General features: G+C 67.8%; 9 protein-coding genes. 2 read left to right on the top strand and 7 right to left on the bottom strand.

The window, feature by feature from the left end:
- Positions 1-4 precede the first annotated feature (4 nt).
- From BM060_RS25000 to BM060_RS24980, 5 genes are all read right to left on the bottom strand, one after another.
- Positions 5-961 carry a Vgb family protein gene (locus BM060_RS25000; protein ID WP_074984134.1) on the bottom strand — a complete coding sequence of 319 codons (957 nt, stop codon included), beginning with the start codon at positions 959-961 and terminating at the stop codon, positions 5-7.
- Positions 962-1,075: 114 nt separating this feature from the next.
- Positions 1,076-3,484 (bottom strand): TonB-dependent siderophore receptor, encoded by a 2,409-nt coding sequence (locus BM060_RS24995; RefSeq protein WP_074984131.1) that lies wholly within the window; start codon positions 3,482-3,484, stop codon positions 1,076-1,078.
- A 222-nt stretch (positions 3,485-3,706) separates the two neighbouring features.
- Complete coding sequence (locus BM060_RS24990; protein ID WP_074984129.1) at positions 3,707-4,666, bottom strand: FecR family protein; 960 nt, start codon at positions 4,664-4,666, stop codon at positions 3,707-3,709.
- Positions 4,663-5,181 carry an RNA polymerase sigma factor gene (locus BM060_RS24985; RefSeq protein WP_009615470.1) on the bottom strand — a complete coding sequence of 173 codons (519 nt, stop codon included), beginning with the start codon at positions 5,179-5,181 and terminating at the stop codon, positions 4,663-4,665. The genes BM060_RS24990 and BM060_RS24985 overlap by 4 nt, the downstream gene beginning before the upstream one ends.
- A gap of 172 nt (positions 5,182-5,353) precedes the next feature.
- A complete protein-coding gene (locus BM060_RS24980; RefSeq protein WP_074984127.1) occupies positions 5,354-7,531 on the bottom strand; it encodes a malate synthase G in 2,178 nt (725 codons plus the stop codon).
- A gap of 292 nt (positions 7,532-7,823) precedes the next feature.
- Here BM060_RS24980 and BM060_RS24975 point away from each other — a divergent pair, with 292 nt between their 5' ends.
- Both BM060_RS24975 and BM060_RS24970 read left to right on the top strand, forming a co-directional pair.
- On the top strand, positions 7,824-8,282 hold the full coding sequence (locus BM060_RS24975) for a GNAT family N-acetyltransferase (protein ID WP_074984124.1): 459 nt from the start codon (positions 7,824-7,826) through the stop codon (positions 8,280-8,282).
- A 22-nt stretch (positions 8,283-8,304) separates the two neighbouring features.
- A complete protein-coding gene (locus BM060_RS24970; RefSeq protein WP_043319174.1) occupies positions 8,305-8,823 on the top strand; it encodes a glycine cleavage system transcriptional repressor in 519 nt (172 codons plus the stop codon).
- Between the two features lie 627 nt (positions 8,824-9,450).
- Here BM060_RS24970 and rarD read toward each other — a convergent pair.
- Both rarD and BM060_RS24960 read right to left on the bottom strand, forming a co-directional pair.
- Positions 9,451-10,335 (bottom strand): EamA family transporter RarD, encoded by an 885-nt coding sequence (gene rarD / locus BM060_RS24965; RefSeq protein WP_074984122.1) that lies wholly within the window; start codon positions 10,333-10,335, stop codon positions 9,451-9,453.
- Positions 10,336-10,807: 472 nt separating this feature from the next.
- Positions 10,808-11,782 (bottom strand): serine/threonine protein kinase, encoded by a 975-nt coding sequence (locus tag BM060_RS24960; RefSeq protein ID WP_074984119.1) that lies wholly within the window; start codon positions 11,780-11,782, stop codon positions 10,808-10,810.
- Positions 11,783-11,938: the final 156 nt, after the last annotated feature.

Below are 11,938 nucleotides of genomic sequence, written 5' to 3'. Positions count from 1 at the left end.
CTGATTACTCGCGGATGACCAGCAGGCGGTCGCTGCCGGCGTCGGCGCCCCAGACCTCGCCGGGGCGGCCGCTGAGCTGGCTGACGCGGGCCTCGGTCTGGTCGCTGGGGTAGGCGGTGAATTTCTCGCTCTGCGGGTCGAAGCGCAGCACGGCGTCGCCGCCCAGGTCGCTGAGCCATACGCGGTCCATGGCATCGACGTAGAGCGCGCCGGGTTGCGGGTGGTCGCCCGGCAGGCGCCAGCTCTTCCACTTGCCGTCGCTGGGGTCGAAGCGGCCGAGCCGGCCGCTGCCGGCCTCGCTCACCCACAGCCGGCCGATGGAGTCGGCGCCCAGTTGCTGCGGCCGGCCGCCCTGTTGGGGCAGCGGGAAGCGGGTGACGGCCTGGCCGAGGGGGTCGATGCGGTTGATGCTGTCGTCGTCGGCGGAGGCGTACCAGAGCTGGCCGTCGGGCGTCACAGCCAGGCCCTGGGCGCCCTTGCCGCCGGGCGTGGCCCAGACCTCGAGCTTGCGCGTGGCGGGGTCGATGCGGCCGTAGAAGCCCTTCGCGCCGGTGAACCAGATGTCGTGGTCGTCATCGAACACCAGGCTGTCCAGGCCGGCGTCGGCGGCTTCCTTGGGCAGCGGCACCACCTCGCTGCCGAGGCGGTCCGGGTCGACGCGGACCAGGGCGTTGAGGCCGCTGTCGGCGATCCAGGCCTCGCCATCCGGGCCGGCCAGCACGGCGCGCGGCACCGAGCCCTTGCCCAGGCTGACCTGCTCGTCCTGGCCGCTTTGCGGGTCGAAGCGGCCCAGCGAGCCGTTGCCCTCGGCGACGTACCACAGCCGGCCATCGTCGAGCATGGCCACGGCCTGGGGCGTGGCGCCCTTGGTCAGGGGGTAGTACTGCGGGTCGGCGGCGTGGGCGGCGCAGCTCAGCAGCAGGCCGAGCAGGGTGGGCAGGAGTCGCGGGCTTTGCGGCATTGGGGTGCTCCCGGGCGTGGCCGTTGGAAGGCGCACTGTAGCGCGCCACGCGCCGGGAGGCGAACGGCGCGCGGGGAACGCGCCGTGTGGGGTGGCCGCCGTGGCGGCCGGAGGTCAGAACTTGTAGTCGAGGCTGGCGACCACGTTGCGGCGGTCGCCGTAGTAGCAGTAGAAGCCGTCGCAGGTGGAGATGTATTCCTTGTCGAATACGTTGTTCGCGTTCACCGCCACGCTCAGCCCTTTCAGGCTGTTGTCCAGGCGGCCGAGGTCGTAGCGCACCGCGGCGTCGTACAGGGTGTAGGAGCCGGTATGGCCGTCCGACTTGTCGCGCACGTAGGCCATGCTGCCGATGGCGATGTTGTCGGTCTCGCCCACGTAGCGGGTGCCGAAGCCGATGCCGAAGCCGTCGAGCAGGCCTTCGTGCCAGGTGTAGTCGGCCCACAGCGAGGCCTGGTTCTCCGGCGTCAGCGGCAGCGGACGATTCTTGTCCAGCGGGTCGGCGACCTTGGTCATCTTGCTGTTGGAGTAGGTGTAGGCGGCGGTCACCTTGAGGTTGTCGGTGACGTTGCCGACGGCTTCCAGTTCGAGGCCGCGCACCTGCGCCTCGCCCACCGGGTTGCTGCGGCCCAGGGAGTCGGAGAGCACGATGTTCTGCCGCTTCAGGTCGTAGACGGCGGCGCTGAGCAGCAGGTCGCGGCCGGGCGGCTGGTACTTGATGCCCAGTTCGTACTGCTTGCCGGTGCTCGGTTCGAAGGCCATGCCGTTGTTGCCGCCGGCCTCGGTCTGGAACGACTCGGCGTAGGAGATGTAGGGCGCCAGGCCGTTGTCGAACACGTAGCTGAGCGCCGCGTTGCCGCTGAACTGGCTGTCGCGGCGGGTGTCGGTGGCGCCGCCGGCGTTGTAGAACTTCGAGCCGGTGTGGGCCCAGTCATGGCGGCCGCCGAGGGTCAGGCGCCAGTTGTCCAGGGACATCTGGTCCTGGGCGTAGAGGCCGGTGTCGCGCATCTTCTGGTTGTAGTCGTTGTACGCGGTGTAGCTGACGTTGCTGAAATCCTGGCCGTAGATCGGCTGCTTGATGTTGCTGCTCGGCGCGCTGCCGTACAGCCACTGGTAGTTGGTGTTGGCGCGCTGGTGGTCGAGGCCCAGCAGCAGGGTGTGCTTGACCGGGCCGGTGGCGAAGTCGGCCTGGAAGTTGTTGTCGATGGCGAACTGGCTGATGTCTTCGTTGACCACGTTGGCGCCGCGCGCCACGGTGCCGTCGTCGCTCACCGCGGTGGCCCAGCCGCCGGCGGTGATGCCCTGGAACGACAGGTCGCTCTTGGTGTAGCGCAGGTTCTGGCGGAACTGCCAGACGTCGTTGAAGCGGTGCTCGAAGGCGTAACCCAGGGCGTAGTACGTCTTGTCGTAGAACTCCCAGTCCGGGTCGCCCAGGTTCTCGTGGTACTTCACCTTGCCGGCCGGGGTCGACAGCTTGGTGCCCTGCAGCGGCAGGAACTGGCTGGTGATGCCGGTATCGTCGCGGTTGAACTGCGAGAGGAAGGTCAGGCGGGTGTCTTCGTCGAAGTTCCAGGTCACGCTGGGCGCGATGTTGTAGCGCTTGCTGTCGACGTGCTCGACCTGGGTGTTGCTGTCGCGCACCACGCCGCTGACGCGGTAGAGCATCTTGCCCTGGTCGTCGATCTTGCCGGTGCTGTCGAAGGAAATCTGCTTGTGCTCGTAGCTGCCGACCTGCAGCTGCACTTCATGGCTGCTTTCTTCCTGCGGGCGGCGGCTGACCATGTCCAGCAGGCCGCCGGGCGGGGTCTGGCCGTACAGCGAGGAGGCCGGGCCGCGCAGCAGGGCGACGCGCTCCAGGTCCCAGGTTTCCAGCTTGGGCATGGTGTAGGAGCCCTTGGGCAGGGGCAGGCCGTCGAGGAACTGGGTGGGCTCGAAGCCGCGCACCTTCAGCCATTCGGCGCGGGTGTCGCTGCCGTAGCTGCTGGCGATCACGCCGGGCATGTAGCGCACGGCGTCGTCGAGGTTCTGTACGTTGCGGTCCTGCATCTGCTCGCGGGTGGCCACGGAGATCGACTTGGGCGTCTCGAGGATCGAGCTGTCGGTCTTGGTGCCGGCGCGGGTGCGGGTGGCGAGGTAGCCCACGGCCGGGCCGTCCGGGTCTTCCTGCACGGCGCTCACGGTGGTGGCGCCCATGGCCAGGGTGTCCTTGGGCAGTGGGCGCACGCTGTAGCTGCCGGATGCGTTCTCCACCAGCTCCAGGCCGGTGCCTTCCAGCGCCTGGCGCAGCGCGCCGAGGCCGTCGAAGCGGCCCTGCACGGCATGGGCGCTGCGGCCGTTGGCCAGGGCCGGGTCGATGCTCAGGCTGATGCCGGCTTGCGCGGCGATGCGGTTGAGGGTGCTGGCCAGCGGGGCGGCGGGCAGTTGGTAGTCGCGCGCGACATCGGCGGCGACGGAAGCCAGCGGGCTGGCGAGCAGAATGGCGGCGGCCAGCAGGTGCGGGCGGAAGGCCATGGTGGGGGACGGCATCGGGGATTCACTCCTGGGTGTGAATATGTCTCGTTCGCCTCATTGCCGGACGACAATCGGAAAGTGATAGGGCTGCGCGAAAAAAATTTCGGATGGCGCTACGGCGTATGACGCTCTGGCTTTTCGTAGGAGCGAGCTTGCTCGCGAACAGGCTCCGCAGCGGGGTTCATTCGCGAGCAAGCTCGCTCCTACGAAGAGCGTTTCGCGCGGCCGGCAAGGGGCTCAGCCGCGCGGCACCACCTTCGTCCACCAACCGCCGTGCCGCTCGATGCGCACCGGCAGGCTCGGCGGCAGCGAATCCAGGGCCAGGTCGGTGTCGCGCAGGGAGAAGCTGCCGCTGATGCGCAGGTCGGCCAGCGCCGGGTCCAGGCCCAGGTAGCCGCTGCGGTACTGGCCGAGTTTCTCCAGCAGGTCGGCCAGCCGTATGTTGTCGGCTACCAGCATGCCGTGGGTCCAGGCGTCGGCGGTGGCGCTGTTGGCCTCCAGCGGGCCCAGGCCGTCGGCGCGCAGCAGCACGTGGCGGCCCTGGGGGATGACGGTTTCGTCGCGGCCCCGCTCGGGCTTGGCCGCCACCGCCGACTGCAGCACGCTGAGCAGGGTGCCGTCGGCCTGGCGTTCCACCAGGAAACGGGTGCCCAGGGCGCGCAGGCGGCCATCGCGGGTTTCGACGATGAATGGGCGGCTGTCGCCATGGGCGGTCTGCACTATGATTTCGCCGCTGAGCAGGACGATGCGCCGCTCGCTGGCGTCGAAACGGATGTCCAGGGCGGTGCGGCTGTCGAGCTGCACCAGGGTGTCGTCGGGCAGGCGCAGTTCGCGCAGCTCGCCGGTGCCGGTGACCACGTCGGCCAGGGTGTAGCGCAGCGGCAGGTAGCGGTTGCCCACGCCCAGCGCCAGCACCCCGGCCAGCAGTAGCGACAAACCGGTGCCGGCCAGCCGGCGCAGCTTGCGCCGCGATTCGCCCGGCGCGCGCAGCAAGGCGCTGCGCGCCGCGGGGGCGGCGGCCGCGCCCAGGTTGTGGTCGAGCATGCCCAGTTGGTGCCAGGCGCGGGCGTGTTCGCTGTGAGCGGCATGCCAGTGGGCGAAGGCGGCTTCGTCCTCGGCATGGGCCTCGCCCGAACCCAGGCGCAACTGCCAGGCGATGGCTTCGTCGAGGATGCGGACCGAGACCGGGCCCTTCATGTCGGCTCGCCGTACAGGGCGATGTAGCACTGGCGCAGGCCCTGGGCGATGTACTGGCGCACCCGCGGCACCGACACGCCCAGGCGCTCGGCGATCTCGGCGTGGCCCAGGCCGTCCAGGCGGTTGAGCAGGAAGGCGCTGCGCGCGCGGCTGGACAGCTTGCCCAGCAGGCGGTCGATCTCGCGCAGGTCGGCGAGGATGAGGAACTGGGTTTCCACCGAGGGCTGCTCGGCCTCGGGCAGTTGCAGCAGCTCGTCGAGGTAGGCCTGCTCCAGCGCCTGGCGGCGCCAGTGGTCGACCAGCAGGCCCTTGGCCACAGTCACCAGGAAGGCCCGCGGTTCGCGCAGGCTGGGCAGCTCGCGGCGGCCGAGGATGCGCACGAAGGTGTCCTGGCCGAGGTCCTCGGCGCGCTGCGGGCAGCCGACGCTGCGATTGAGCCAGGCGAGCAGCCAGTCGCGGTGGTCGCGGTAGAGCGCGCCTACGAATTCGCCATTGCCAGTCTGGACTGCCGACACCTTTGCTCCCCCACCCCGATTCGGAATGAACGACAAAACGATAACTATTCGCAAATGATCGCAAAGTGCAACCAGCCTGCGCAATCGGCGCCCGTCGGTTTTCAGGAAAAAGGCGGGCCAGAAACGAAAAAACCGCCCCGAAGGGCGGTTTTTCAGCTCACGCTGGCGCGAATCAGAGGCCGTTCCTGGCCTTGAATTCGCGACGACGGCGGTGCAGCACCGGCTCGGTGTAGCCGTTGGGCTGCTTGGTGCCTTCGACCACCAGTTCCAGCGCGGCCTGGAAGGCCACGTTGTCGTCGAAGTCCGGCGCCATCGGGCGGTACAGCGGGTCGTTGGCGTTTTGCCGGTCGACCACCGCGGCCATGCGCTTGAGGCTCTCGACCACCTGCTCCTCGGTGATCACGCCGTGGCGCAGCCAGTTGGCCAGCAGCTGGCTGGAGATGCGCAGGGTGGCGCGGTCTTCCATCAGGCCGACGTCGTTGATGTCCGGCACCTTGGAGCAGCCGACGCCCTGGTCGATCCAGCGCACCACGTAGCCGAGGATGCCCTGGGCGTTGTTGTCGATCTCGTTCTTGATCTCTTCCGCGCTCCAGTTGGTGTTGGGCGCCAGCGGAATGCTCAGGATGTCGTCGACCGAGGCCGGTGCGCGCTTGGCCAGTTCGGCCTGGCGGGCGAACACGTCGACCTTGTGGTAGTGCAGGGCGTGCAGGGTGGCCGCGGTGGGCGAGGGCACCCAGGCGGTGTTGGCGCCGGCCAGCGGGTGGGCGATCTTCTGCTCGAGCATGGCGGCCATCAGGTCGGGCATGGCCCACATGCCCTTGCCGATCTGCGCCTTGCCCTGCAGGCCGGTGGCCAGGCCGACGTCGACGTTGTTGTTCTCGTAGGCGCCGATCCACTTCTCGCTCTTCATGGCGCCCTTGCGCACCACGGCGCCGGCTTCCATGGAGGTGTGGATTTCGTCACCGGTGCGGTCGAGGAAGCCGGTGTTGATGAACACCACGCGCTCGCGGGCTTCCTTGATGCACGCCTTGAGGTTGATGGTGGTGCGGCGTTCCTCGTCCATGATGCCGACCTTCAGGGTGTTGCGCGGCAGGCCCAGCACGTCTTCGACGCGGCCGAACAGCTCGTTGGTGAAGGCGACTTCTTCCGGACCGTGCATCTTCGGCTTGACGATGTACACGCTGCCGGTGCGGGTGTTCTTGCGGCTGGTGTTGCCGTTGAGGTTGTGCACCGCGATCAGGCTGGTGAACAGGCCGTCCTGGATGCCCTCGGGAACCTCGTTGCCGTTCTTGTCGAGAATGGCGTCGTTGGTCATCAGGTGGCCGACGTTGCGCACGAACAGCAGCGAGCGGCCGTGCAGGCTCAGCTCGGAACCGTCGGCCTTGGTGTAGACGCGGTCCGGGTTCATGGTGCGGGTGAAGGTGGTGCCGCCCTTGCTGACTTCTTCGGCGAGGTCGCCCTTCATCAGGCCCAGCCAGTTGCGGTAGATCACCACCTTGTCGTCGGCGTCGACCGCGGCGACCGAGTCCTCGCAGTCCATGATGGTGGTCAGCGCGGCCTCCATCAGCACGTCCTTCACGCCGGCGGCGTCGGTCTGGCCGATGGGGCTGGCGGGGTCGATCTGGATCTCGAAGTGCAGGCCGTTGTGCTTGAGCAGCACGGCTTGCGGCTTGGCCGCCTCGCCCTGGAAGGCGATGAACTGGGCTGCGTTCTTCAGGCCGCTCTGGCTGCCGTTCTTCAGGGCGACGACCAGCGCGCCGTTGTTCACGCTGTAGGCGGTGGCGTCGACGTGGCTGCCGGATTCCAGCGGCGCGGCTTCGTCGAGGAAGGCGCGGGCGAAGGCGATGACCTTGTCGCCGCGGACCTTGTTGTAGCCCTTGCCCTTCTCGGCGCCGTTCTCTTCGCTGATCGCGTCGGTGCCGTAGAGCGCGTCGTACAGCGAGCCCCAGCGGGCGTTGGAGGCGTTCAGGGCGAAGCGCGCGTTCATCACCGGCACCACCAGCTGCGGGCCGGCCATGTGGGCGATTTCTTCGTCGACGTTCTGGGTGCTGGCCTGGAAGTCTTCGGCTTCGGGCAGCAGGTAGCCGATTTCCTGGAGGAAGGCCTTGTAGGCCGCGGCGTCATGGGCCTGGCCGGCGCGAGCCTGGTGCCAGCCATCGATCTTGGCCTGCAGCTCGTCGCGCTTGGCGAGCAGGGCTTTGTTCTTCGGGGCCAGGTCGTTGACCACGGCCTCCACACCTGCCCAGAACTTGCCGGCGTCTACGCCGGTACCGGGGATGGCTTCGTCGTTGACGAAGTCGAACAGGACTTTGGCGACCTGCAGGCCACCGACTTGAACGCGTTCAGTCATTGCTTGCCTCACTCTGCTCAGGACCAGCTCGGAACCCAGGCAAGACGCCTTGTAGTCCGAGCCGCGGAATACTACATGATGCCGTGGGAAAAATCAGTGGGCTGGCGTCGCGGTTAGACCAAAGAACGCATCTCAGTCACGTAGCAGCAATAATGTTCGCAAAAAACTAGTGGATTGTTCCAGATAAATCTGAAAACAGTACACGATTAATTCGGCGAGGAACCTGCGACGCCCCGTCGCAGCTGGCTCCGCGCCGCAGCCTATACTCAGGCTTCACCCTCGGAGGATCACCATGCCCATCGCCCGCGCCACCCTTGCCGACCTCGACGACCTGGTACCGCTGTTCGCCGGCTACCTGGACTTCTACGAAGTGCCGGCGCCCCCGGCGGACATCCGCGACTTCCTCGGCCAGCGCCTGGAGCGCGGCGAATCAGTGATCTACCTGGCGCGCAGCATCGACGGCGTGGGCCTGGGCTTCGTCCAGTTGTACCCCTTCTTCGCCTCCCTGGCACTACGCTCGGCCTGGCTGCTCAGCGACCTCTACGTGATCCCCGCGGCGCGCCGCGACGGCTATGGCGAGGCGCTGATGAACGCCGCCCGCGCCCACGCCGAGGCCAGCGGCGCCTGCGGCCTGCAGCTGGAAACGGCGAAGGACAACCGCAACGCCCAGGGCCTGTACGAGCGCCTGGGCTACCAGCGTGACGAACGTTTCTACACCTACTGGCTGGACCTGGGCCAGGCCCGGGGCTGACGCATCGACTCTGGAGGCTGCCATGAATCATCTCGTGCTCACCATCATCGCCCAGGACCAGCCGGGGCTGGTGGAACGCATCGCCCAATGCATCGCCGGCCACGGCGGCAACTGGCTGGAGAGCCGCATGTCGCGCATGGCCGGGCAGTTCGCCGGGATCCTGCGGGTGGCGGTGCCGGCCGAAGGCTACGACGAACTGGTGGAAGGCCTGCAGGAACTGGGCGACCACGGCATCCGCGTGCTGCTGGCCGACAGCGGCATCGAGCCCTCCTGCAACTGGAAGCCGATCCACCTCGACCTGGTGGGCAACGACCGCCCGGGCATCGTCCGCGACATCACCCGCCTGCTGGCCGAACACGGCGTCAACCTGGAGCGGCTGACCACCGAGGTGTTGCCGGCGCCCATGAGCGGCGAGCCGCTGTTCCACGCCGACGCGGTGCTGGCGGTGCCGCTGACGTTGCCGCTGGAGCAGTTGCAGCAGCACCTGGAGGACCTGGCCGACGACCTCATGGTGGACCTGAATTTCCACAAGGAGGACTGACGCACAGGTGAAAGGCCTCCGGCCTGTGCATAAGTCTGTTGAGGAAATGTGTGTGAAGCGCTGCGAGGCCCTTCAGGCAGTGCTTTGGAGCGCAACACTCGATTGTGAACAGCCTGCCCGGCGTTGCCCACAGTTGCCGTGGGTTGTCCTGTTGGCGGGCTGTGGATGGATGGCTGTAAGCCACGCAGCACGAGGACTTTGGCGGATCGGTCAGAAAATGATCCGCGCATGGGGCGGGTTGCATGGGTGGCGGTTTATCCACGTCTTTGCACAAAAACCGTGGGTCGCGCTGTGGGCAACTGCTGTATGCCTGGCTACAGGCCGCGCGGACTCTGTGTCTGCGGGAAGTGATCAAAAATGCGCCAGGGCCGTCGCAGCCCTGCACAGAAACCCGGGAAAGCCCTGTGGAAAACCCCTGGGTAGATTGCCAGGGGCCTTTATCGGCGAGCCTTACAGGCGTTTGTACGAGTTCTGAGCAGCCATTCTCGCCGCCGTTGCGGTGCTCTGGTCGTGCGGCGGCGCTGTGGGGTTATCCCCGGCAGCGCTGGATGAAGCTGTGGAAAAGTTTCGGATACCTGGCTGCAGGCCCTGCCCGTCGGGGCCTGCAGCTGGTCGCTCAGGAAATGATCAGGCGCGCCGCAGGCGGTACCAGATGTCCACGCTGTACACCACCAGCGCCAGCCAGATGCAGCCGAAGGCCACCAGGCGGGTGGAGTCCAGGTGTTCGCCGAACAGCAGAACGGCCTGCAGCAGTACCAGGGTCGGCGCGATGTACTGCAGGAAGCCGAGGGTGGCGTAGGGCAGGTGGCGGGCGGCGGCGTTGAAGCACACCAGCGGCACCAGGGTGATGGGGCCGGCGGCGGCCAGCCATAGTGCCTGCGGGGTGGTCCAGAAGGCCAGGTGGGCGCTGGGGCCGTCGGCGAACAGCAGCAGCCAGCCCAGGGCCAGCGGCAGCAGCATCCAGGTTTCCACCACCAGGCCGGGCAGGGCGTCCACCGGCGCCTGCTTGCGGATCAGCCCGTAGAAGCCGAAGGTCAGCGCCAGCACCAGCGACACCCAGGGCAGGCTGCCCAACTGCCAGACCTGCTGGGCCACGCCCAGGGCCGCCAGGCCCACGGCCACCCATTGCAGCGGGCGCAGGCGCTCGCGCAGCACCACCAGGCCGAGCAGAACGTTGATCAGCGGGTTGATGTAGTAGCCCAGGCTGGCTTCGAGCATGTGCCCGTTGTTCACCGCCCAGACGTAGACCAGCCAGTTGCTGGCGATCAGCACCCCGCTGGCGCCGAGCACGGCCAGGCGCCGCGGGTTGTCCAGCAGCTCGCGCCACCAGCCGGGGTGTTTCCACACCAGCAGCAGGGCGGCGCCGAACAGCGCCGACCAGATGGCCCGGTGGGTGATGATTTCCAGGGCGGGGATGCGTTCCAGCAGTTTGAAGTAGACCGGGAAGAGTCCCCAGATGACATAGGCGGTCAGGCCCAGGGCATAGCCCCGGCGGGGATTGGCGGTGGCCATCGGACGTCCTTGCGGCAGAAGAAAAGAGTGGCCGCGCCATTCTAGGGGGCGCGGTCGATGTTGTCTGTGCGTTCAGTTTCCGCCGCCGGGCGGCGCGGGGAATAACCCAGAAAACAACGTAAGCGGGCCCTGCCCGCGATTTCGCGCGCAGGGCGCGCTCCTACAGGGAATGGCATCGGCGCTCGGGCTATCCCCTCACCCCAGCCCTCTCCCGGAGGGAGAGGGAGCTAGTCCGTGCCGGGAGGAGGCCTGGTTTCAGCCGGCGATCCCCGTGCTAGCCGGCTAACGCCGAAACACCCATGTACTCCGAACGGTCCCCTCTCCCTTCGGGAGAGGGTTAGGGTGAGGGGGCCGCAGGCCTGCTCGCTCGATTCCGTGCCCCTATGCGCTCCGTGAGGCACGGCGTTTCTCCCGCACCTGTAGGAGCGGGCCCTGCGCGCGAAATCGCGCGCAGGGCGCACGATGGGATGGCTCAGAACAACCGCAGCGGCTCCTCGTCCAGCGCCGCCAGCTGCTCGCGCAGCACCAGCACCTGCTCGCCCCAGTAGCGCTCGCTGCCGAACCAGGGGAAGCTCGGCGGGAATGCCGGGTCGTCCCAGCGCCGCGCCAGCCAGGCGCTGTAGTGCATCAGGCGCAGGGCGCGCAGGCCCTCGATCAGCGGCAGCTGGCGCGGGTCGAAGTCGTGGAATTCCTGGTAGCCATCGATAAGCTCGGAGAGCTGCAGCAGGCGCTCCTGGCGCTCGCCGGCCAGCATCATCCACAGGTCCTGCACCGCCGGGCCCATGCGGCAGTCGTCGAGGTCGACCATGTGGTAGACCTCGTCGCGGCACAGCAGGTTGCCCGGGTGCAGGTCGCCGTGCAGGCGGATGGAGGTGTAGCGGTTGTCGGCGAACAGGGCGTCCAGGCGCTTGAGCAGGTCGCGGGCCACCGATTCGTAGGCCGGCAGCAGGCTCTTGGGCACGAAGTTGCCTTCCAGCAGGGTGGCCAGGGATTCATGGCCGAAGTTATCCACAGTCAGTTGCTCGCGGTGCTGGAAGGGGCGGATGGCGCTCACCGCGTGCAGACGGCCGAGCAACTGGCCGAGGCGGTACAACTGGTCCAGGTTGCCCGGTTCCGGCGCGCGGCCGCCGCGGCGGGGGAACAGGGCGAAGCGGAAGCCGGCGAACTCGAACAGGCTTTCGCCGTCGCGCACCAGCGGCGCCACCACCGGCACCTCGCATTCGGCCAGCTCGGCGGAGAAGGTGTGTTCCTCGCGGATGGCCGCGTCGCTCCAGCGCCCGGGGCGGTAGAACTTGGCCACCAGCGGCTCGCTGTCCTCGATGCCCACCTGGTAGACGCGGTTCTCGTAGCTGTTGAGCGCCAGCACCCGGGCGTCGCTGAGGTAGCCCAGGCTTTCCACCGCGTCGAGGACCAGGTCGGGCGTGAGGGCGGAGAAGGGATGGGACATGGCGGCGATCCAGGGCAGTGAACAGGCCCCTAGTCTACGCACACCGCCACGGGATTGCTGGCCCCTGCGCCATTACGCCTGGGGGACAAAACGATGGGTATCGCTTCGCTCAACGCCATCCTACGTTGGGGTTCTCCTGCGGGCCCGGCTTCTCGT

The sequence above is a fragment of the Pseudomonas citronellolis genome (assembly GCF_900112375.1).
GTDB lineage: Bacteria > Pseudomonadota > Gammaproteobacteria > Pseudomonadales > Pseudomonadaceae > Pseudomonas > Pseudomonas citronellolis.
Note: the sequence above shows the minus strand (reverse complement) of the source record. Positions and strands in the feature narration are given on the sequence as shown.

What these genes read in the sequence shown, in the direction of transcription:
- BM060_RS24960 (WP_074984119.1), bottom strand. Translation starts at nt 11,782, where the DNA reads ATGTCCCATCCCTTCTCCGCCCTCACGCCCGACCTGGTCCTCGACGCG.
- BM060_RS24975 (WP_074984124.1), top strand. Translation starts at nt 7,824, where the DNA reads ATGCCCATCGCCCGCGCCACCCTTGCCGACCTCGACGACCTGGTACCG.
- BM060_RS24995 (WP_074984131.1), bottom strand. Translation starts at nt 3,484, where the DNA reads ATGCCGTCCCCCACCATGGCCTTCCGCCCGCACCTGCTGGCCGCCGCC.
- BM060_RS24980 (WP_074984127.1), bottom strand. Translation starts at nt 7,531, where the DNA reads ATGACTGAACGCGTTCAAGTCGGTGGCCTGCAGGTCGCCAAAGTCCTG.
- BM060_RS24990 (WP_074984129.1), bottom strand. Translation starts at nt 4,666, where the DNA reads ATGAAGGGCCCGGTCTCGGTCCGCATCCTCGACGAAGCCATCGCCTGG.
- rarD (WP_074984122.1), bottom strand. Translation starts at nt 10,335, where the DNA reads ATGGCCACCGCCAATCCCCGCCGGGGCTATGCCCTGGGCCTGACCGCC.
- BM060_RS25000 (WP_074984134.1), bottom strand. Translation starts at nt 961, where the DNA reads ATGCCGCAAAGCCCGCGACTCCTGCCCACCCTGCTCGGCCTGCTGCTG.
- BM060_RS24970 (WP_043319174.1), top strand. Translation starts at nt 8,305, where the DNA reads ATGAATCATCTCGTGCTCACCATCATCGCCCAGGACCAGCCGGGGCTG.